General features: G+C 63.2%; 18 protein-coding genes, 1 other RNA gene and 1 pseudogene. 9 read left to right on the forward strand and 11 right to left on the reverse strand.

Annotated features, from left to right (window positions below):
* The first annotated feature begins 127 nt into the window (after positions 1-127).
* Genes P0D70_RS04990 through P0D70_RS05000 form a run of 3 tightly spaced genes read left to right on the forward strand, consistent with a single transcriptional unit; the run spans position 128 to position 2,166 of the window.
* Positions 128-1,369: a molybdopterin molybdotransferase MoeA gene (locus P0D70_RS04990; RefSeq protein WP_408183297.1), complete on the forward strand. Its 1,242-nt coding sequence runs from the start codon at positions 128-130 to the stop codon at positions 1,367-1,369.
* Between the two features lie 26 nt (positions 1,370-1,395).
* On the forward strand, positions 1,396-1,653 hold the full coding sequence (moaD, locus tag P0D70_RS04995) for a molybdopterin converting factor subunit 1 (RefSeq protein WP_091794541.1): 258 nt from the start codon (positions 1,396-1,398) through the stop codon (positions 1,651-1,653).
* A gap of 36 nt (positions 1,654-1,689) precedes the next feature.
* A complete protein-coding gene (locus P0D70_RS05000; RefSeq protein WP_408183194.1) occupies positions 1,690-2,166 on the forward strand; it encodes a molybdenum cofactor biosynthesis protein MoaE in 477 nt (158 codons plus the stop codon).
* A 171-nt stretch (positions 2,167-2,337) separates the two neighbouring features.
* Here P0D70_RS05000 and P0D70_RS05005 read toward each other — a convergent pair whose 3' ends face one another.
* Positions 2,338-2,883, reverse strand: a complete 546-nt coding sequence (locus P0D70_RS05005; RefSeq protein WP_408183197.1) for a group III truncated hemoglobin — start codon at positions 2,881-2,883, stop codon at positions 2,338-2,340.
* A gap of 303 nt (positions 2,884-3,186) precedes the next feature.
* On the opposite strand from P0D70_RS05005, the gene P0D70_RS05010 reads away from it, so the two are divergent.
* Both P0D70_RS05010 and clpB read left to right on the forward strand, forming a co-directional pair.
* Positions 3,187-3,687 carry an Rrf2 family transcriptional regulator gene (locus P0D70_RS05010; RefSeq protein WP_408183199.1) on the forward strand — a complete coding sequence of 167 codons (501 nt, stop codon included), beginning with the start codon at positions 3,187-3,189 and terminating at the stop codon, positions 3,685-3,687.
* 120 nt (positions 3,688-3,807) lie between these two features.
* Positions 3,808-6,405 (forward strand): ATP-dependent chaperone ClpB, encoded by a 2,598-nt coding sequence (gene clpB, locus P0D70_RS05015; protein WP_091794533.1) that lies wholly within the window; start codon positions 3,808-3,810, stop codon positions 6,403-6,405.
* Between the two features lie 187 nt (positions 6,406-6,592).
* Here clpB and P0D70_RS05020 read toward each other — a convergent pair.
* Positions 6,593-7,024: pseudogene (locus tag P0D70_RS05020) on the reverse strand (YidB family protein); the annotation flags it as partial.
* A 215-nt stretch (positions 7,025-7,239) separates the two neighbouring features.
* Positions 7,240-7,815 (reverse strand): ComEA family DNA-binding protein, encoded by a 576-nt coding sequence (locus P0D70_RS05025; protein ID WP_408183202.1) that lies wholly within the window; start codon positions 7,813-7,815, stop codon positions 7,240-7,242.
* Between the two features lie 332 nt (positions 7,816-8,147).
* Here P0D70_RS05025 and P0D70_RS05030 point away from each other — a divergent pair, with 332 nt between their 5' ends.
* Entirely contained in the window at positions 8,148-8,642 is a 495-nt protein-coding gene (locus P0D70_RS05030) for a MerR family transcriptional regulator (protein WP_408183204.1), read from the forward strand.
* Positions 8,594-9,043, forward strand: a complete 450-nt coding sequence (locus P0D70_RS05035) for a carboxymuconolactone decarboxylase family protein (RefSeq protein ID WP_408183206.1) — start codon at positions 8,594-8,596, stop codon at positions 9,041-9,043. The genes P0D70_RS05030 and P0D70_RS05035 overlap by 49 nt, the downstream gene beginning before the upstream one ends.
* Positions 9,044-9,232: 189 nt before the next feature.
* On the opposite strand, the gene P0D70_RS05040 is transcribed toward P0D70_RS05035, so the two are convergent.
* The 8 genes from P0D70_RS05040 to trxA form a co-directional block, all read right to left on the reverse strand.
* Entirely contained in the window at positions 9,233-10,612 is a 1,380-nt protein-coding gene (locus P0D70_RS05040) for an MATE family efflux transporter (protein ID WP_408183208.1), read from the reverse strand.
* Between the two features lie 2 nt (positions 10,613-10,614).
* A complete protein-coding gene (locus P0D70_RS05045) occupies positions 10,615-12,372 on the reverse strand; it encodes an ArnT family glycosyltransferase (RefSeq protein ID WP_408183211.1) in 1,758 nt (585 codons plus the stop codon).
* Positions 12,373-12,682: 310 nt separating this feature from the next.
* Positions 12,683-12,949: a type B 50S ribosomal protein L31 gene (locus P0D70_RS05050; protein ID WP_007182076.1), complete on the reverse strand. Its 267-nt coding sequence runs from the start codon at positions 12,947-12,949 to the stop codon at positions 12,683-12,685.
* 238 nt (positions 12,950-13,187) lie between these two features.
* Positions 13,188-14,021, reverse strand: a complete 834-nt coding sequence (locus tag P0D70_RS05055; RefSeq protein WP_408183214.1) for a M90 family metallopeptidase — start codon at positions 14,019-14,021, stop codon at positions 13,188-13,190.
* A gap of 15 nt (positions 14,022-14,036) precedes the next feature.
* Positions 14,037-15,593, reverse strand: a complete 1,557-nt coding sequence (locus P0D70_RS05060; RefSeq protein ID WP_091794516.1) for an MFS transporter — start codon at positions 15,591-15,593, stop codon at positions 14,037-14,039.
* Entirely contained in the window at positions 15,590-16,141 is a 552-nt protein-coding gene (locus tag P0D70_RS05065) for a MerR family transcriptional regulator (protein ID WP_408183217.1), read from the reverse strand. The genes P0D70_RS05060 and P0D70_RS05065 overlap by 4 nt, the downstream gene beginning before the upstream one ends.
* Positions 16,142-16,360: 219 nt before the next feature.
* Positions 16,361-17,629 carry a transcription termination factor Rho gene (gene rho / locus P0D70_RS05070; protein ID WP_006048863.1) on the reverse strand — a complete coding sequence of 423 codons (1,269 nt, stop codon included), beginning with the start codon at positions 17,627-17,629 and terminating at the stop codon, positions 16,361-16,363.
* A 237-nt stretch (positions 17,630-17,866) separates the two neighbouring features.
* On the reverse strand, positions 17,867-18,193 hold the full coding sequence (gene trxA / locus P0D70_RS05075; protein ID WP_006048864.1) for a thioredoxin TrxA: 327 nt from the start codon (positions 18,191-18,193) through the stop codon (positions 17,867-17,869).
* Between the two features lie 464 nt (positions 18,194-18,657).
* Between trxA and ffs the strand changes: the two genes are divergently transcribed.
* Both ffs and dnaX read left to right on the forward strand, forming a co-directional pair.
* Positions 18,658-18,756, forward strand: an RNA gene (ffs, locus tag P0D70_RS05080) — signal recognition particle sRNA small type.
* A gap of 240 nt (positions 18,757-18,996) precedes the next feature.
* Positions 18,997-21,747: a DNA polymerase III subunit gamma/tau gene (gene dnaX, locus P0D70_RS05085; protein WP_408183220.1), complete on the forward strand. Its 2,751-nt coding sequence runs from the start codon at positions 18,997-18,999 to the stop codon at positions 21,745-21,747.
* The last annotated feature ends 31 nt before the right edge of the window (positions 21,748-21,778 follow it).

Raw genomic sequence — 21,778 nt, forward strand, 5'->3', positions numbered from 1 at the left:
AGCGCTCAAACACCAGAAATCCGCTCATAACGCCCCTTAGCCCAGACTTCCTGCTTCGACCGCTACAATATTCTTTTAACCTGCGGCTTCGAGACCAGAGATGTCCACACCCACGCCCCGCGCGCCGATGCTTGCCACCGCCGAAGCCTTGGCGACCCTGCTCAGCGCAGCGAGCCCGATTGCCGGCACAGAGTCGATCCCCACGCTGGATGCGCTGAACCGTGTTCTCGCGGCCGACGTCACCTCGCCGCTCGACGTCCCGCCGATGAACACCAGTTCAATGGACGGCTACGCGATCCGCAGCGCGGACCTGGCCGGTCAAGCCACCGGCCGCTTGCCGGTTTCACAACGCATTCCGGCCGGCCACGCGCCAGAGCCCCTGACACCCGGCACGGCCGCGCGTATCTTTACCGGCGCCACCGTGCCGCCCGGTGCCGACGCGATCGTGATGCAGGAGCAAACCGAAGCCAGCGGCGCCGAAGTCACGATCCTGCACAGCCCGCAGCCCGGTGAATGGATTACGGCGCAGGGCGCGGACATCCGCAGTGGCTCGGTCATCCTTCCGGCGGGCACGCGGCTCACGCCTCAGGCGTTGGGGCTTGCGGCCTCGGTCGGGTGCGCGGAACTCGTCGTGCGGCGGCGCGTCAAGGTAGCCGTCTTCTTCACCGGCGACGAACTGACCATGCCGGGCGAACCGCTGAAGCCCGGCGCGATCTACAACTCGAACCGGTTCACGCTACGTGGGCTGCTGGAAAAACTCGGCTGCGAAGTCACCGACTACGGCATCGTCGCCGATAAGCTCGACGCGACCCGCGCGACCTTGCGTGAAGCCGCCGAAGCACACGACCTGATCCTGACCTGCGGCGGCGTCTCGGTGGGCGAAGAGGACCACGTGAAGCCGGCTGTGGAAGCAGAAGGCCGTCTTGCAATGTGGCAAATCGCCATGAAACCGGGCAAGCCGCTCGCCTTCGGCGCAGTGCGCCGTGCGGCGCGGCGTGGCGAGACCGCGGCGGCGCCGGATTCGGCTGAAACCTTTTTCATCGGCCTGCCGGGCAATCCGGTGTCCAGTTTCGCGACCTTCCTGCTGTTCGTGCGCCCGTTCATCCTGAGTCTGGCCGGCGTGCAGACGGTTACGCCGCGCGCACTGTCGCTGCGCGCGGATTTCACGCAGAGCAAGGCCGACCGCCGCAACGAATTCCTGCGCGCGCGTATCAACCCGGCGGGCGGGCTCGATCTGTTCCCGAATCAGAGTTCGGCCGTGCTGACCTCGACCGTTTGGGGCGATGGCCTGATCGACAATCCGCCGAACCACGCGATCAGCGCCGGCGAGACGGTGCGCTTCCTTCCTTTTTCCGAACTGCTGAACTGAGGCCGGCGGTCGCCGGTGGCATCCCGATGAAGATTCAACTTCGATATTTTGCGAGCGTGCGTGAAGCGCTCGATCTGGCCGACGAAACGGTCGATCTGCCCGACGGCATTGCAACCGTCGGCGACGTGCGCGCCTGGCTGCGCGCGCGCGGCGGCATCTGGTCCGACACCCTGGCCGAGGGCCGCGCGCTGCGCATGGCTTGCAACCATGTCATGACCGGCGCCGGCACTCGCGTCACCGAGGGCTGCGAAGTCGCGTTTTTTCCGCCCGTCACCGGCGGCTGATCCGCCGCGCCGCTCCCAACTGCATAGGAGGCCCAGATGCCCGTTCGCGTCCAGACGGAAGACTTCGACCTCACCGCCGAGGTCGCCGGATTACGCGCGCGCAATCCGAAAATCGGCGCGGTCGCCTGCTTCGTCGGCACCGTGCGCGATCTGAACGACGGCAGCGCGATCGAGACGATGGAGCTCGAACACTATCCCGGCATGACGGAAAAGTCGCTGGAGGCGATCATCGTCAGCGCGCGCGAACGCTGGCCGGGCACCGAGGTGTTGATCGTGCATCGGGTCGGCAAGCTGTATCCGCTCGACCAGATCGTGCTGGTGGCGACGACGGCCGCGCATCGCGGGGATGCCTTCGCATCCTGCGAATTCGTGATGGATTATCTGAAGACCCAGGCGCCGTTCTGGAAGAAAGAAAAGACCGAGGCTGGCGAGCGCTGGGTCGATGCACGTGTCACCGACGACGCGGCGCTCGCCCGCTGGGGTATCGAATCGGATAATCGGTCCGAGGACTAGGCGCGGGTGCGCGCCGGTGGAATCCGGGTGTCAGCGGGGCCGCGAGTCTGTGAACAGCGAGCGTTTTGACGCCGCTCACGCCGCTCGCCGGCGCTCCTGACGGTTCAGGCTTGGCCGATGCCTGCCGGCCCGCTGCACGGGTTTAGAACGGCAGCCTCGCGCGCGTCTGCGTCATTCGTCCCGCGACCGGCCGACAATGCGCGTCGGAAACGGCTCACCTGGCGGGCGCGCCGCGTGAGCTGCCTCGTCAACATCGTGCGGTCGACGTTTGGGCGCAACGCGTTCCAGCAGCGCCTGTTGTTCCTCCGGGATCTTGTAATCCCAGCCGAAACGGCTCAACTGCAGACTCTGCGCGATGCGCAACGCCGGTTCCATGAAGCGGACCGCGGCGGCGGGCTGATAACGCGACTGCACCGTGTCCAGAAACAGATACAGCCAGCGGCTGAAGTGCTGCGGCTCGATGCCCTCGAGCGGCTGATGCGCCTGCTGCACGTTGCCGCGATATTGCTTCGCGCCCAGCACGAGGCTGCCCCAGAAGGTGCACATCTTGGGCAGGTGATCGTCCCAGCGGCCCGCGAGCGTTGCGTCGAAGACCGGACCCAGCAGCGCATCGGCGCGCACGCGATCGTAAAAGGCGTAGACCAGTTCGCGGATATTCGCCTCGGTGGGCTCGATGGCGCGTTCAACGACCGGCGCGGCGGGAAAAGACGGGTTCATGCAAATTCCAAAAGGTGCGGTTCTCGATTGTGCGTCGCCACACGGTGCCGCACTACGTCAGGAATGGCCTCAAACGGAGTCCAAACGAAAGGAAGTAGGCTGCGAATACCCCGCTTTTCGTAAGAATGCCCCACGCAGGAAACGTTACCATTACTGCCGAAACATACGCACCGCCTATCTGCGCAGAACAAGAAAATATGCGTAGCGCCTGCATCTTAGGGCGAAGCGACGGCCCACGGCAACCCTTGCATCGACGCGGTTATCCCCGGATCGCGGCTTGCGCTCATCGTGATACCTGCACCTATGAGACTGACCGACTATACGGATTACTCACTACGCGTTTTGCTATACCTCGCGGTTCGCGGCGAAGGGCTATCGACGATCCAGGATATTTCGGACGCGTACGGCATTTCCAAGAACCACTTGATGAAGGTCGTGCAGCAGCTCGGCGAACTCGGCTGGATCGAAACGGTGCGCGGGCGCAACGGCGGATTGCGGCTTACCGAGCAAACCAGCGCGCTGACGGTCGGCGAAATCGTGCGCGCGACCGAAAGCGACTTTGCGCTCGTCGGCTGTTTTCCAGACCAGCAAGGTGAGCGCCGCAGTTGCGTCATTTCACCGCAGTGCCGGTTGCGTGGCGCGCTCGAAGCGGCGCGTAATGCCTTTCTCTCCGAGCTGGACCGACATACCATTGGTGAGGTGGCACAGCCGCATGGCCCGCTGTCCGCGCTGCTCGGCTTGAGCAGCGTGATTCCGATCGTGCCGGTCGCGCCGGCCGGTGGCAATTCCGCGCCGCTTGCCTGAAAACGGTGAGGCAGTTCTCTTGCGTCCAAACGTTAAATATTCGTTGTCTGATGCAAAAAAGCGCTTGAAACCTGGATAAAACGCCTCATTTTGGTGGTAATCGAAATTGGAGGTCTCTTGATGAGAATCGACAAACTTACCACTAAATTCCAGGAAGCCCTGGCGGATGCGCAGAGTCTGGCCGTCGGCCACGACAATCAATACATCGAACCGGTTCACGTCCTGTCGGCGCTCGTCGCGCAGCAGGATGGTTCGGCACGCTCGCTGCTCTCGCGTGCCGGCGTGCATGTGCAGGCGTTGCAAACGGCGCTCGGCGACGCGATCACGCGTCTGCCGCAAGTGCAGGGCACCGACGGCAATGTGCAGATCGGCCGCGAGCTGACCGGCTTGCTGAACCAGGCCGATAAGGAAGCGCAAAAACTCAACGACACGTTCATCGCGAGCGAGATGTTCCTGCTCGCCGTCGCGGACGACAAAGGCGAGGCCGGCCGTCTCGCGCGTCAGCATGGGTTGTCGCGCAAGTCGCTGGAAAGCGCGATCGCCGCCGTGCGCGGCGGCTCGCAAGTGCATAGCCAGGACGCCGAAAGCCAGCGTGAAGCGCTGAAGAAATACACCGTGGACCTGACCGAGCGCGCGCGGGCCGGCAAGCTCGACCCGGTGATCGGACGCGACGACGAAATTCGTCGTTCGATCCAGATCCTGCAGCGTCGTACCAAGAACAACCCCGTGCTGATCGGCGAACCGGGCGTGGGTAAGACCGCGATCGTCGAAGGTCTGGCGCAGCGTATCGTCAACGGCGAAGTGCCGGAAACGCTCAAGGGCAAGCGCGTGCTGTCACTCGATATGGCGGCGTTGCTGGCCGGCGCCAAGTATCGCGGTGAGTTTGAAGAGCGTTTGAAGGCTGTGCTGAACGACATCGCGAAAGACGAAGGCCAGACCATCGTCTTCATCGACGAAATCCACACCATGGTCGGCGCGGGCAAGGCCGAAGGCGCGATGGACGCGGGCAACATGCTGAAGCCAGCGCTCTCGCGCGGTGAGCTGCATTGCGTCGGCGCGACCACGCTCGACGAATACCGCAAGTACATCGAAAAAGATGCCGCGCTCGAACGCCGCTTCCAGAAGGTGCTGGTCGACGAGCCGACGGTGGAAGCCACCATCGCAATCCTGCGCGGTCTGCAGGAAAAGTACGAACTGCACCACGGCGTGGATATCACCGACCCGGCGATCGTCGCCGCGGCTGAACTGTCGCATCGTTACATCACGGATCGGTTCCTGCCGGACAAGGCTATCGACCTGATCGACGAAGCCGCTTCGAAGATCAAGATGGAAATCGACTCGAAGCCGGAAGAGATGGACCGGCTCGACCGTCGTTTGATCCAGTTGAAGATCGAGCGCGAAGCCGTCAAGAAGGAAAAAGACGAAGCGTCGCAAAAGCGCCTGCAACTGATCGAAGAGGAAATCGAGCGGCTGGATCGCGAATATTCGGACCTCGAAGAAATCTGGACGGCGGAAAAAGCCGCGGTGCAGGGCAGTGCGCAACTGAAGGAAGAGATCGAGAAAACCCGGGCGGAAATCACGCGCCTGCAACGCGAAGGCAAGCTGGAGAAGGTCGCCGAGTTGCAGTACGGCAAGCTGCCGGGTCTCGAAGCGCAGTTGAAGGAAGTGACGCAGGCCGAGGCGAAAGAGCAGAACAATCCGACCCGTCCGCGCTTGCTGCGCACGCAGGTCGGTGCGGAAGAAATCGCTGAAGTCGTATCGCGTTCCACCGGCATTCCCGTGTCGCGCATGATGCAGGGCGAACGTGAAAAGCTGCTGCAGATCGAAGAGAAGCTGCACGCGCGCGTGGTCGGCCAGGACGAGGCGATCAGCGCGGTGGCCGATGCGATCCGCCGCTCGCGCGCGGGTCTGTCGGATCCGAACCGGCCGTATGGTTCGTTCCTGTTCCTCGGCCCGACCGGTGTGGGCAAGACCGAACTGTGCAAGGCGCTTGCGTCGTTCCTGTTCGATTCGGAAGATCATCTGATCCGTATCGACATGAGCGAATTCATGGAGAAGCACAGCGTCGCACGTTTGATCGGTGCGCCGCCGGGATACGTCGGCTACGAAGAGGGCGGCTATCTGACCGAAGCCGTGCGTCGCAAGCCCTATAGCGTGATCCTGCTCGACGAAATCGAGAAGGCGCATCCGGACGTGTTCAACGTGCTGCTGCAAGTGCTCGACGACGGCCGCATGACCGATGGCCAAGGCCGCACCGTGGACTTCAAGAACACGGTGATCGTGATGACGTCGAACCTCGGCTCGCAGGTGATCCAGTCGATGGTCGGCGAGCCGCAGGAGGCGGTGAAGGACGCGGTCTGGGAAGAAGTGAAGCTGCACTTCCGGCCCGAGTTTCTGAACCGGATCGACGACGTCGTGGTGTTCCATGCGCTCGACCGTTCGAACATCCAGTCGATCGCGCGGATCCAGTTGCAGCGTCTGCACGAGCGGCTTGCCAAGCTCGACATGCAACTGGTGGTGTCGGACGCGGCGCTCGAGCACGTGGGCAAGGTCGGCTACGATCCGCTGTTCGGTGCACGGCCGCTGAAGCGTGCCATCCAGCAGGAGATCGAGAACCCGGTCGCCAAGCTGATTCTGGCTGGCAAGTTCGGTCCGAAGGACGTGATTCCGGTCGAACTGGAAGACGGCAAACTGGTGTTCGAACGCGTCGTGCACTAAGCGAGACGCGCTCTGTGAACGGCGGAGCGGCAGCGGTCGAGCCGCTCCCGTCGAAATAAAAAACGTCAACGAAGGTGACTTCGTTGACGTTTTTTTTTGCTCGCTGACCGCACTGCGCTGGCGGCCTTGCGTGGCGTGTGGCGTGCGGCGCGGCCGCGCGCTTACGCCTGTGTGTTTAAGCAGCGGCTTAAGCGTTGCCCTTGCCGAACAGCGCCGACAGGCCGCCGAGCGCGCCGAGCACCGTGGTGGCGTTCAATTTGCCCTCGGCCGGCACTTCGCCTTCCGGCGTGGCCGCGTTGACGACGTGCGGCAGAATCTGCGAGAGCAGGCCGGTGACCTGATCCGGCTGCACACCGGCTTTTGCCGCGAGGTTGGTGACGGTCTCGGAGCCGAGTACGCTGTGCAGCGCATCAGGGGCGATCGGCTGGTTCTCGCCGTTGCTGACCCAGGAGGTCACCACGTCGCCGAGGCCTTTTTCCTTGAAACGGTCGATCAGGCCGTTCAGGCCGCCCGGCTGGTTATTCACGAATTCGAGTGCGGCTGCAACCAGGGCTTGCTGGCCACCGCCTTCGGGGGATTTGCCAACCAGGGAACCGAGTGTGTCGAGTAGGCTCATGACGGTCTCTCTTGAATGCCGACACGCGCTTGACGGGTCGGCGGGTAAAAACGCCGCGCGTTTGCGCGGCGCCGTGGAAGGAAGGCGGGAGGCGGCGGGACGGGCCGGTGGGTTCGTCGCACGAGATCACGCGCGAAGCACTCAGCCCGTTACGCCGCCGACGCTCAATCCTGTTTCGTACTCCGTCTCATGCGCGTCCGGTCCGCGAACTGTTCTGTTCAGGCACCACCCGAGGCCGCCGCAGCCGATGCGGCCTTGCTCTTCTTCGCTTTCTTCTTCGAGCCCTTGGCGTCGGAAGCGTCAGCCGGCGCCGCCGCGCTCGCGCTGGCCGGCGCGGAAGCCGCTGCCGCCTCGGCCTTGCTCTTCTTCTTCGACTTGGACGCCTTCGCACCCGAAGCGTCCGCTGGTGCGGCGGGCGTCGTGGTCGCGGCCGTGGCTGGCGCCGCGGTAGTGGCGGCCGGCGCTGCCTTGCTTGTGGCGGTGCTGCCCGCCTTGGTGGCGGGTTTGGCGCCGGTCGGCGGGGTGGACGAGCCGTTGATCGTCAGGCCGGCCGCTTCGAGGTTGGTCACCGATTTGGTGCCGATGCCTTTGACGCGCGTGGCGAGATCATCGGCGTCCTTGAACGGGCCGTTCTTGGTGCGTTCGTCGATGATCGCTTTCGCATGCACCGGGCCGATACCCTTGACCGATTCGAGCGCCGCCTGATCGGCGGAGTTCACTTCGACGGCCGCCGCAAAACCGGCCGACAGCGACAAAGCCAAAGCAAGGCAAAGCATTAAAAGCTTCTTCAGCATGGCAAGCACTCCATTGAGGGCAAAAAAAGTTAGCCACTAAGGGACAACTCGAGACAACTAGTAACGACTGGGGACGACGCGTTGTGTAGCACGCGCTGCGCTTAAGCATAGAACAAATTGCGCGCCCTTATTTGCGAACGCGGACGATTTATACCGATCGATTGATGACAAGTAAATCAATGTGAACGAGATTTAAACCTTTTGCCTAGTGATTAGGCTCTGGTGAGTTTATCGATCAAATCCACACGCCATAAAAAAATGACAGCGCAGACAAATGACAGCATGCCGCGCTTGACTTAGAGTGCACTCGAAGTCCTAACCTGAGTTCCGTCATGTCGAATATCTCGAAAGCACTCACCATCGGGCAGGTCGCTGAAACGATCGGCGTCTCGACGCATACGCTGCGCTACTACGAACAGGCAGGCTTGATTCGCGCTGTCGGGCGCACGCAGGCGGGGCATCGCCTGTATTCGCCAGCCGATCTCGACTGGCTGCTGTTCGTGATGCGGCTCAAGGCGACCGGCATGCCGATAGCCGGCATGCAGGCGTTCGCGACGCTGCGCGCGCAAGGCCAGCCGACGGTGGACGCGCGCCGCGACATGCTGGTGGCGCATCGGGATGCGGTTTTGGCGCGGATCGCCGAGTTGCAGGTCAATCTCGGCGCGATCGTCGACAAGATTGCGTACTACGAGGCGGCGGGGCGCGCATCCGCCATGGATCGCTCGACACGACAGACCGGCGAAACCCACTCGCATTCACATTCGGAAGAGGACTCACCATGGACCACGCACACAACGACCGCTACACCCGAGGCTGGGACAAACTGAAGGAAATCGACGGCTCGGCCGGCGAGCAGGTGATCGCCGCGCTCGCGCCGATCGCGCCGGATTTCGGGCGTCTGCTGATCGAATTCGGCTTCGGCGATATTTACAGCCGCCCGCAACTCGATCTGCGCGCGCGAGAGATCGCGACGATTGCGTCGCTCGCCACGCTAGGCTGCGCGCAGCCGCAGTTGAAGGTGCATATCGAGGCGGCGTTGAACGTCGGCTGCACGCGCGAGGAGATCGTCGAGGTGTTCATGCAGATGGCGCTTTATGCGGGCTTTCCGGCGGCGCTGAATGCGCTGTTCGCCGCGCATGAGATTTTCGAGCGGCATGATCGGACGATGCCTAACTCGCAAGCTGTGAGGGCGGGGCAGGCGATGGAGGCAGACGCGCTCGCTGGTTGAGGTCGCGCCTGCGGGCGGCGATGCCAGGGGTAGGGCAGGCGGCTGCTTTGCGCAGCCGTTTTCTTGCGCTGGCAACGCAACTAACAGTCAATTATTGATAACCCGCCCAACAGCGCGTTTGCGGTCGACCAGTGCGCTACAGGTTCAGCAGCGAGAAGCCTCGCGATCTTACGGCCTGCGAGCGCCCTGTCACGCGGCCGAATCGACCCGAAGCGCCGCATCGGCATGCAAATGCCGTTTGCTCACGACCCGCCAGTAAATCAGCAAGCCAATGCCGGCAATCGCCAGGCTCAGCGTATTCGCCACCCAGAAGCCGCGCGCGCCAGTCAGCCATTCCGGCATTGTGCCGGTCACGTTGAAGCCGAGCGCATAGCCGCCACCGAGCCCGACGCCCCACAGCGCTACCGCGTAGATCACGGTCGGCACGACCGCCACTTTGTAGGCGCGCAGCACGAACGCGGTGGTGATCTGCAAAGCATCGAAAACGTGATAGCACGCGACGATCAACACCAGCGGCAACGCCGCGGCCACGACCTGCGCATTCGGCGTATAGCCTTCGATGATATAAGGCCGCAGCGCCAGTACGATCGCGCCGTAACAGCAGGCGATCGCCACGGCCATCATGATGCCGTGACGCGACAGCGTGCGCGCCGCTTCCGGGCGATGCGCGCCGAGCGCCTGCGCGACCAGCGTCGACGAAGCAATGCCGATCGACAGTGGCGTCATGTACAGCACCGCGCCGATATTGCCGGCGATCTGGTGGCCGGCGAGCGTCGTCGTGCCGAAGCGCGCGATGAAGAGCGCCATGAACGTGTAAGAGGTGACCTCGATCAGGTACGACAGGCCCATCGGAATGCCTAGCTGCAGTTGCGCCGCCTGGCGCCGCCAGACCGGCCAGCAGAAGCGCGAGAAGATGGCGAACGGCGTGAATACATCGACGCGCGTCAGCAGGATCATTCCGAGCACGGCAAGCGCCCAGTTGATCAAGGTGCTGGCGAGCGCGCAACCGGGGCCGCCCAGCGCCGGGACGCCCAACCCGCCGAAGATGAACCACGTATTGAGCGGCACCTTGAGCAACAGCGCGCCGATTTGAAGGATCATCACGAGCCGCGGCTTGCCGACCGCATTGGTGACCGAACTGTAGACACGAAAGGCGAGACCGGCCGGCAAGCCGAAGGCCAGAATCCGCAGATAGGCGACCGTGCGGTCGTGCAACGCGTCGGGCACGCGCGCCAGTTGCAGCACCGGGCCGGGAAAAAACAGAATCAGGAAACCGATCACGGTCAGCGCCAGCGCAAGCCACAGGGCCTGGCGAACTTCCTCGCCGATTTCGCTGTAGCGGCGCGCGCCGTAGAGTTGCGCGGTAATCGGCTGCAGTGCGGTGAGAATACCCGTCAGGCCGATGTAGACGGAAATATAGATCGATGAACCGAGGCCGAGCGCGGCCAGGTCGACTGCCGAGAAACGGCCGACCATCGCCGTGTCGATCACACCGAACGCGATAATCGCGAGTTGGCCGATCAGGACCGGCCATGCTAATGCGGCGATTTTCCGTACATCGGCGAGCATGCTCAGTTGGACTTCTTGTGCCAGTTACGGCGTTTGACGACTGGCGGCTTCGGACGGTCGATGCGCACGTACAGGCGGAAGCGCTCGTCGCGGTCGGCCACGCGGCGGCCTTCCCACACGAGCTTCCAGACGAAGTCGGACATCGCGCTCGGTTCGCCGTAGTCCTGAGTATCCTGGCGCAGGATCACGTCGCAGTCCTGGTCGAAGGAAAAATGCATATCGCCGAAGTAGGCAAAGGTCGCGATCTGCGCATTGCCGAGGCGCACCGGCGAAATGCAGGTGTAGTCGTCCGGCAGATGGGCGGAGATCTGTTCGGCAACGTCTTTATAGGTCCGGCTGTAGTTGACGACCGGCAGCCACAGCGTCATGAGCAACACCCACATCAAGGTGGTGCCGGCGCTCGAGAGCACCACGCTGCGCCACAACACTTTCGGGTGACGGGCAAGACGCCATTGCACCAGCACGAACCAGCAGACTGTCACGGCGACCGCGCACACAAACGACAGAATCTTGAACTGCGGCGCGAAGCCCGGCGCGAGACGCGCGAGGTTGCGCGCGAGCGGATGCGGAAAACCGGTCAGTCCCGCGATATAAACCAGCCACACGAAGCTGCCGAGAATCGTGAAGCTCAGGAGGGCGAACCAGTCGATCGCGTTGATCGCACCGCGCTTGAGCGTAGGCAGCGCGAACGCGGCCAGCACGGCGAGCGGCGGCAGCAGCAGCATGTAAAGCCGGTTCGACTGGTGGCTTTGCAAAACGACCAGCACGAACAGCGGCCCGATCACCGAAAGCGGAATCGCCACATGCGGCGCGCGGCGCAGGCCGGACCAGCTGAACCACGCCCAGAGTGCCAGCGGCCACGCCGGCCACGTGAAGAGCGGCAGGTTTTTCAGCGCGTAGCCGGCGACCGAGCCCGGCGGTCCGGCGAACGAACTCAGGCTGACGTGCACCCACTGATTGAGATACCAGACGGCGTCGTCGGGGAAGGTGGCGAGCGCGGCGACCGGCCATGCCGCCGACAGCACGAGCGCCACCGGCAGGCCCGCCAGCAAGAGCCAGCGCGAGCGCGTTTCGCGCACGATCAGGGTCATCGCCAGCGTGCCGAGCAGCAGCGCGCCGACCAGCACCGGGCTGCTGGCCAGGGTCACGAACGCGATGGCGAGACCCCAGATCAGCGCGCCTTGAATCGGCTTGTCGATCATGCGCACGAGCCCGTACACGAGCATCGCGATACCGCAGAACTGCGCGAGCTGCGGTGTGGTTTCGTGGCCGCGCTCGGCGAGACCGAAGCAGGCGAGCAGAATCAGCAGTGCGCCGTCGGCGAGGGTGCGGCCGTAGTCGCGCGGTTCCGGCTCGCCGCCGAATGCGTATTTGAATGGCTGAACTTCGGCGCGCCGGCCGAGCAGGTAAGCCGCATACCAGACAAACGCGCAGCCCGCGCAAAACAGCAGGCCGGTAAAGACGCGCGAGGCGTTGCTCGCATCGACCCACGGCGCGAGCGCGCGGATCGCACTGGCGCCGAACCAGTAGCCGAGCGGGCCGTCTTCAGTGAGGTATTTGCCGACCAGATTCGGCAGAAGCCAGTCGTGCGCGCTGCCGTTCGCCATGGTCCACATGACGCCGAAGCCGGCTGCATCCTCGTTCTTCCACGGATCGCGGCCGAACAGTCCGAACGATGCGTAGACGATACAGATGGTCAGCAGCAGCCAGCGCGGCAACGCACTGGTCGCTGAGGCAGTGAGGCGAACGGCAGGTCTCATGCGGTGTGTGGATATCGGATAAGCGGTGCAGCCGGGACCGGACGGCATGTCCGGCTGGAATGGCCAATTTGGAGCATCCGGCATTGTAGTCGTGCCGTGCGATGCGCGTCACGGCCGGTAACGGCTCGCAACGTGATTCGACAGGCGGTAACACGGGTTCGGCAGTGCGCCGCGCTCGCTTTCGACCATTGACGACGAATCGGCAAGGCGACAAAAAAGGGCAGCTCGCGCTGCCCTTTTTGCTCCTGCTTCGCTGCTCGCCCGACCGGCTGAATTGGCCGAGCCGGCTGAACTGGCGAGGAGGCGGGTATTACTTCGCTGCGACCTTGCCGGTAGCGCGCGAGCCAAACTTGTTGCGGAACTTCTCGACGCGGCCTGCCGTGTCCATGATCTTTTGCTGACCGGTGTAGAACGGATGCGATTCCGACGACACTTCGATCTTGGCGAGCGGGTAGGTCTTGCCTTCGAATTCGGCGGTTTCACGCGTCTGGATTGTCGAGCGCGTCACAAACTTGAAGTCGTTCGACACGTCGATGAACAGAACTTCGCGGTAATCCGGGTGAATGCCTTCTTTCATGGTCTTTCCTTTAATCTGGCGGTAGCCAACCCGCGTGCGACCGTCTTTGAACGGACCGCATCTAGGCGCGAGCCACTTGCCTATGGTCGAAAAACGGCGATTATGCCAGAAAATCAGTCGCTTGACGACTTTTGTGCCAGCCTTTTGCGAGCCGTGTGCGCTGATTTCGCGGCGTTCCTGCCGGATCGCGGCCGTGGAGCGCTACGGCGGCCGGGCCTTGTCTGGCGGGCGTTGCGCGTCAGCCTGCAGGGAACGTCACGCCGACTCGCGCCGGATCTTGCCGGTAGTATCGTGCCAGCAGCCGGTAAAGCTCCGGATATTCGGCTTCGAACGCCTGCGGTTTGACAAACAGCGCCTCGCTGCAAACGGCAAAAAATTCCGATGGATGGTCCGCCGCATACGGATCGATCAGCGAATCGCGCTCGAATCTCGCCCAGCGACGCTCCGGCACCGCGTCGACTTTTGCGCAGAAGTGGTCGTACGCATGGTCGAATACGTCGGCCCACGCCTGCGCATCGAGCGGCGCGTGCCAGCGGCGCATCAGCGGCGGGTGGCCGTCCGCCTCGCCATTCAGCATGTCGATCTTGTGCGCGAATTCGTGGATCACGACGTTGTAGGCGTCCGTGCCGTCCGTCATTTGCGCGTCTTCCCATGACAACACCACGGGGCCGCCTTCCCACGCTTCGCCGCTCGCGTCCTGCTCGACCTCGTGCACTACGCCATCTTCGTCCTCGACGGTCTTGCGGATCACGAATTCGCCCGGATAGACGATCACGCCGACCCAGCCGCGATAGAGATCGAGGCTCAGGTTCAGCACCGGCAGGCACGCCTGGGCGGCGATCGCCACGGTCATTGCGTCGGTGAGCTCGAGTTCGTGCGCGGTCGAAAATTCCTTTTGCGCAAGGAACAGGCTCGTCAGCTCACGCAAACGCACGAGGTCTGGCGCATCGAGATGCGCGAGAAACGGCAGGCCGTCGAGCGTGGCTTGCCAGAGCGAGTCGTCGATCGCGTAGTCGCGCAACGCGCGCTCGCGCCGGCGTGTGCCGAGCCATTGAGTGAGTTTCGAGAGCATGGCCTGATGCAACCTCTAGTCGATCTGTTTTTGCCACGCGGCGAAAATGCCGCCGCATATCGCCACGCCGGCGAGGAAGTAGAAGCCGTCCAGCGAGGCGAGAAAGCTGGCCTGTTGCGCGACCGTACGGCTGATTTCCACGATGGCCAGCGAGTGCGCTTCGGACGGCGAGCGGCCGGCGGCGGCCAGGCCTCTCGTGAGCGCGGCTAGCGAGTTCTGGAATAGCGGATTGTACGGATTCACGAACTCCGCGAGGCGGGTTTCATGCAGCGCCTGCCGATGCTGCTCGACGATGATCATGGAAGCGGTCGCGAACGAGATCGTCACCTGCCGCACGATGTTTTTCAACCGGTAGCCGTGCGTGAATTCTTCAATGGCGAAAATTCGGAAAGTCAGATTAGCCACCGGCAGCACGATGAACAACAGCAGCAGGCCGCGCAACAACAGCGGGACGATCAACGCCGCTTCGCCGACGCCGGGCGACATGCGCGTCATCCACGCCGCGGCGAACGCGGCCACCGCGAAACCCGGCACGATGATCCACTTCTTGCGCGGCAGCAGTTTCGCATAGCGCAGATAGACGAACAGGGCGCTCGCCGAAATCAGCGATGTCACGCCGACCAGTTGCCCGGTGTTTTCGACTGGATAGCCAAGACCGCCTTCGAGAAAGCGCGAGATCAGAAAGCCGAACACGGTCGAGATGTAGTAGTAGAACATGTAGAGCACGAGCCCGGCCTGGAACACCTTCTCGCGCAGTGCATGGAGGCGCACGAGCGGCGCCGGATGGTGCCACTGATGATAGGCGAACCAGCCCAACGCGACGATCCCGGCGACGGTCAGCAGGATCAGCCCGGGTGAGGCGCTGAACAACTGGAAGCGCACCTGCTGCATCACGATCTGCAGGGCGCCTTGTGCGAACGCGAAGATGAGGTACGGCCAGAAATGCGCGGCGCCGCGTTCTTCGGGCAGGCGGTTGCCGGAGTCGGGCAGCGCGAGCAAGGCCAGAACGGCGAACAGCAAGCCCACGGGCGCCGTGCACGCGAACAGCGCGCGCCAGCCGAAATGCGCGATCAACTGACCGCCGATCAGCGGCGCGAGCGCACTGCTCAGGACGATCAGCACGAGGAACGCACGGGTGGCCGCGGGCCGCTGCTGCGGCTTGAAACTCATCTGGATCAGGATGCGGCAGGTGCCCATCATCGGCCCGATGAAATAGCCCTGCATGCCGCGCGCGAACGCCAGTTCGATCGACGATTCGCACAACGCCGCTGCCACCGCGCCGGCGCAATAGAACACCATGCAGCCGGTCACGTAGCGCCGGTAGCCGAAGCGCTCAACCCACCATTGTTGCTGCAAAATGCCCAGCACCGCCGCGACCGCATAGGCACTCGACGCCCAGACGAGTTCGTCGGGCGATGCATTGACGCCGCCGGCAATATAGCTGGTGAAGAACGAGAAGATCGAGTTGTCGAAATAGTCGAGGCCGGTGACGACGGCCAGCACCCAGGGGAAGAAATCGCCGCGCAGTTTCTCGACACTGAACAGCGGTGTCCGGCACGACGTCGTACTCATGAGGATTCGCCCGGCGAGGAGTCGCCCGGCGTGGATTCGCCCGGGGTCTTGCCGCGCTTTGCGTGCGGCGTACCGCTCCCCCTGGCGCGTGCGTTGCGGCGCTGCTCGAGCAACGCGTCGGCATTTTCGCCAGCGAGGCGCCGCCGGAGATAGTCGAGGTCGGGGCTCAGTTCGGCGCGCAGCTTCTGCGCTTCCTTCAGTTCGCGCCGCATGCTTTCGATGCGCGCGTCGAGCGCTTTAACCTGTTGGGCGATGGCGTCGTGAATCTGCTGCAGCGATTCGGTCGAGTAGCGGTTGCGACCGTCAACGGGTTCGAGCGGTTGCTTGAGCATCTCGGTAATGCCGTGCAGCGAGAAACCGAGCGAGCGCAAACGCAGAATGCGGCTGAAGCGCTTAAGGTCTTCCTCGTCGTAGAGCCGGTAGCGGCCCTCGCTGCGCGTGGGCGAGACGAGGCCGCGTTCCTCGTAGTATTTCAGCGTACGCGGTGTGACGCCGAGGCGTTCGGCGGCGTCGCGCACGGTCAGCAGAGTGGGTGAGTCCTTCGACATGGCATGTGGCGTTTATGACGGACTGCCGGCATTGTACTCCAACGTGTACGTTCACGTACACGTTGACGGCTCGACGGTGTTGATGGCTGAAAGCCGGTTGGGTGAGTTCGCCGCGCCGGGGCGGCAAAAGGCGGACGAAAAAAAGCCGCTCGTTTGCGGCGAGCGGCTTTTGATGCGATGCAGATGATGCGGCTAGTGCGGCTAAATCAGCCCAAGGCTTTAGCTGCCACCACCACGGCGCATCATGTCGAAGAACTCGGAGTTGCTCTTCGTCTGACGGATTTTGTCGAGCAGGAATTCCATCGACTCGACTTCGTCCATGTCATGAATGAACTTGCGCAGCACCCAGATCTTTTGCAGCACTTCCGGCTTGATCAACAGTTCTTCGCGGCGCGTGCCGGACTTGTTCAGGTTGATCGACGGATAAACGCGCTTTTCAGCAAGGCGACGTTCCAAGTGCACTTCCATGTTGCCGGTGCCCTTGAATTCTTCGTAAATCACGTCGTCCATACGGCTGCCGGTTTCGATCAGCGCCGTGCCGATGATGGTCAGCGAGCCACCTTCTTCGATATTGCGCGCGGCGCCAAAGAAGCGCTTCGGACGTTGCAGCGCGTTGGCGTCGACACCGCCCGTCAGTACCTTGCCCGAGGCCGGCACGACGGTGTTGTAAGCGCGCGCAAGACGCGTGATCGAGTCCAGCAGAATCACGACGTCGTTCTTCATTTCGACGAGGCGCTTGGCCTTTTCGATCACCATTTCGGCGACTTGAACGTGACGGGCAGCCGGTTCGTCGAACGTGGAGGCGATCACTTCGCCCGCCACCGAGCGCTGCATTTCGGTCACTTCTTCCGGGCGTTCGTCGATCAGCAGCACGAACAGCACGACATCCGGATGGTTCTGCTTGATCGCGTGAGCGATGTGCTGAAGCATCACGGTCTTACCCGACTTCGGCGATGCGACCAGCAGGCCGCGCTGGCCTTTGCCGATCGGCGCGATCATATCGATGATGCGGCCCGTGACGTTTTCCTCGCCACGCATTTCACGTTCGAGCAGCAGCACCTTGTTCGGGTGCAGCGGCGTCAGGTTTTCGAACATGATCTTGTGCTTCGAGGCTTCCGGCGGCTGGCCGTTGACCTTGTCCACCTTCACCAGCGCGAAATAGCGTTCGCCGTCTTTCGGCGTGCGTACTTCGCCTTCGATCGTGTCGCCCGTATGCAGGTTGAAGCGGCGGATTTGCGACGGGCTGATGTAAATATCATCCGTGCTGGCGAGGTACGAGGTTTCCGGCGAACGCAGGAAGCCGAAGCCGTCCGGCAGCACTTCGAGCGTGCCGTCGCCGAAGATCGTGTCGCCCGTTTTGGCTCGTTTTTTTAGAATGGCGAACATCAATTCCTGCTTGCGCAGGCGGTTCGCACTTTCGATCTCGAGGCCATTGGCCATCTCGATCAATTCGGACACGTGCAGAGTCTTAAGCTCGGATAAATGCATACGGAGAACCCGCAGGAGAAGGTGCGACGAAATGAAATCTGGGAGGAGAGTGAGCGGAACCGCTCAAGGACTTACACGTCTTTTCGACGTTTTGCGGATTCTAGCATAGCACACGCCAATTTCCGTCAGTGCGACGGCATGGCATCTTTCTTGTTGAGCGTGTTGCCGGCTGACAACACGCTCAACGCGACTCGCCCGCGGGCCTCAGAGGCCCCCGAGCGTGCCGATGCGCCGCATTTACAGGTTGCCGTCGAGGAACGCGGTGAGTTGCGATTTCGACAATGCGCCGACTTTCTGTGCGGCAACAGCGCCGTTCTTGAAGAGGATCAGCGTAGGAATGCCGCGCACGCCGAACTTGACCGGCGTCGATTGGTGCTCGTCGACGTTGATCTTGGCGATTTGCAGGCGATCGGCGTAATCCTTCGCGACTTCGTCGAGGATCGGCGCGATCATCTTGCACGGGCCGCACCATTCAGCCCAGAAATCGAGCAGCACGGGTTTATCGGATTTCACGACGTCCTGTTCGAACGATGCGTCGCTAATATGCTTGATTTGTTCGCTCATTGTATGAATACCTCTATCGGTTCGAGGCCCGCCTGAATTGCTCGCCACGATACGTCTAAACCTAAGGAAACTTCCGTTCGCTTTGCCGCAATCGAAGCCTTGCCGACACACGCCGGAAAAGGTGAGCACGGTGAACACCTGTTACGGAATATGCAGAAGGCTCGCTCTCGCGGGTCATCCGTATGGCAGTTTAGCTTAATTCGCTATGCGTTGCCGGGGGCGATAGTACTCATCAGGGGCAGCGGGGCCAACGGCTGCCGATGAAGTGCCACCGTGTTTCATCAACCATGACGCCACCTATGTGGTGGCCCGGCCGCCAAACTCAAGTGGCATTGTCGGCGCCGGCCTCGACCTGCGCCCGCCGTTGTCTATATATGGTGCGAAGGTTGCGATTCAGCGCGCCATTCGCACTTTGGTCGTATTAACAGTCGCGCGACGGGCCAAGCGATGATAGAATGTTTCGTGACGGGCCTCCTCGCATGGAGGTGCGGTCAACCTGGTCAGGTCGGGAACGAAGCAGCCACAGCCGTTTTCCACCAGTGCCGAGGGTCAGGCTCGTCACCCTTCCTTTTTGTTTTTCGTTGTTCTCTAGTTGTTCGTTGTGCGGGTTCTGCCGCAAAACTTTCCATCTCCTGTTTTACCCTGAGTGCCGACGCATGCCGCCATGCTGTGTGGTGAGTCTTCGCGCGCCTCGTCTATTTTTTTCTATCGGTTCATTAGGCAGTTTCAATCAAGTGGCAGCATGCGTTCGTGCGCTGTCGCGAATCGGTTTTGCGCGGCATTGTTACTGATACAATTTCCGGATGACCTATCAAGTTCTCGCACGCAAATGGCGGCCGAAGGATTTCGCTTCGCTCGTCGGACAGGAGCACGTGGTGCGCGCGCTCACGCACGCGCTCGACGGCGGCCGTCTGCACCATGCCTATCTGTTTACCGGCACGCGCGGCGTCGGCAAAACCACGCTGTCGCGCATCTTCGCCAAGGCGCTGAATTGCGAAACCGGCGTGACCTCCACGCCGTGCGGCGTGTGCCGTGCGTGCCGCGAGATCGACGAGGGCCGCTTTGTCGATTATGTGGAGATGGACGCGGCGAGTAATCGCGGCGTCGACGAAATGGCGGCGCTGCTGGAGCGCGCCGTGTATGCGCCGGTGGATGCGCGCTTCAAGGTCTACATGATCGACGAAGTGCACATGCTCACCAATCACGCCTTCAACGCGATGCTGAAGACGCTGGAAGAGCCGCCCGCGCACGTCAAGTTCATTCTCGCCACCACGGACCCGCAAAAGATTCCGGTCACGGTGCTCTCGCGCTGTCTGCAATTCAATCTGAAGCAGATGCCCTCCGGCCATATCGTCTCGCATCTCGAGCACATTCTCGGCGAAGAGAAGGTGCCGTACGACGCCCAGGCGCTGCGCCTGCTCGCGCGCGCGGCCGACGGCTCGATGCGCGACGCGCTTTCGCTGACCGATCAGGCGATTGCCTATTCGGCCAATCAGGTGAATGAAGAAGCGGTGCGCGGCATGCTCGGCGCGCTCGATCAGAGCTACCTGATTCGTCTGCTCGACGCGCTTGCCGATGGCGATGGCGCTGCGGTCCTCGCGGTGGCCGACGAGATGGCGTTGCGCAGCCTGTCGTTTTCGACGGCGTTGCAGGATCTGGCGAGTCTGCTGCATCGGGTCGCGTGGGCGCAGTTCGCGCCGTCGTCGGTGCTGGACGAGTGGCCTGAGGCGAGCGATTTGCGCCGCTTTGCTGAAGCGCTCAGCGCCGAACAGGTGCAGTTGTTCTATCAGATCGCGACGATCGGCAGGAGCGAACTGGGTCTCGCTCCCGACGAATACGCCGGCTTCACCATGACGCTGCTGCGCATGCTGGCGTTCGAACCGGCGCCTACGGGCGGCGGCGGTGGGACGGTGGGTGGCTCGCGCGCGGCTGGCCAGGCAGGGTCGGGTGGGGCGAGGCGCACCAGTGCGCCGGCAGTGGCCGCTGAACGTGGCGCGTCGGGTTCGCCGGCGGTCACGGCTTCGAGCGCCGTGCCGGGAGCTCCGCGGGAGGCGCAATTGAACGTTGCCGCGCCCGTTCGTGAAACACAGTCTCGCGACGCTGCACCTGCTGACAAGGGCGCTGCGGTTCACGCATCGGTCGAATCCGCAACGCGTGCTGCGGAGCACGCCAATAATCCAGTTGAAGCGCGGGCGGCAGTTGGTGGGATTCAAGCGGCGCCAGCCAATTCCGTTCAGGGCACGTCAGCAGTGCAATCGCCTGCCGCGGAACCGGCAGTCATTGCCGAGTCGGCGGCGGGTGTTGACGAATCGAATTCGGCGCCGACGTCAGTGACCGCCCGAGCACCCGCGTTGGCGCCGTGGGACGACGCGCCCGCCAATCCGGTCGCGAATGACGTTTCCGTGGGCACTGGTCTCGGCGATCCGGCTTCGAATGAAGTCTCCGCAAGCGCGGGATTCAACGGTGCGGCTTCGAATGATTTTTCCGCAGCTGCGGGCCTTAACGAACCCGCTTCGAATGAAGTCTCCGCGACCGCAGCGCCCGATGACGCAGCACCCGCCTCTTCACTAAGCGCACCGGCAGCCGCCGCGCTCGCGCGCACGGAGCAAGCTGCCGCGGCGGCGCCGTCGCAAGAGCCGCCGCCCGCAGCCGACGCCGCGCCACGTCGCGCAGGTGGCGCGAGCGCTGCTCTCGACGTCTTGCGCAGCGCTGGTTTGAAGGTGTCCTCGGATCGTGGCCGAGCCTCTGCCGCCACTGCAGAGAAGCCCGCCGCGCCGGCTACGCCGAAACCGGCCGCACCGCGCGTGGTCGTTCCCGTGCCGACGCCGGGCACGCCGCGCCGTGCGCCGCAGCAGGACGCCGTGCCTGCAGCGCCTGCGGCTCGGCCGTCAGCGTCCGCGTCACCGGCCCAGCGTAGTGGCGCCGAGCAGAACGGCTCGTCGGTGCCGCCGTGGGACGATATGCCGCCGGACGAATACATGCCGCTCACGGCTGCGGACGAAGGCTATTATGGCCTGCCGGACGACGGCTACATGCCGGTGTTCGACAGCGGCCCGGACGACGTCCGCGTGAGTGCCGCGCCTACGCCGGCGCCGGTTGTCGATCAACGTCCGCTGCCGCCCGCCGTGCCGCTCGATGCGCTGGGCTTCAAGGGTGACTGGCCGGCGCTTGCCGTCGACCTGCCGCTCAAGGGCATTTCGTATCAGCTTGCGTTCAACAGCGAACTGATGGCGCTCGAAGGCAACACGCTCAAACTGAACGTGCCTGTGCCGCAGTATGCCGAAGCCTCGCAGGTCGCCAAACTGAAAACCGCGCTCGCCGACAGGCTCGGCCAGACTGTCGACGTGCTGGTCGAAGTCGGTCCCGCGCGCCGCACGGCCGCCGCGCATGACGCCGCCCAGCGCGCGCAGCGTCAGCAGGAAGCGGAGCGCGAGATCGGTGCCGATCCGTTCGTGCAGTCACTGATCCGCGAGTTCGGCGCGAGCATCGTGCCCGGCTCGATCCGCCCGATTACTCCGGACGCCGGCTCGAACGGCGCGCCGTCGGTCCACTGATTCGCCGCGCGATACGCCATTACGCGCCCGA

Source organism: Paraburkholderia sp. RL17-381-BIF-C, assembly GCF_046026435.1.
Taxonomy (GTDB): domain Bacteria; phylum Pseudomonadota; class Gammaproteobacteria; order Burkholderiales; family Burkholderiaceae; genus Paraburkholderia.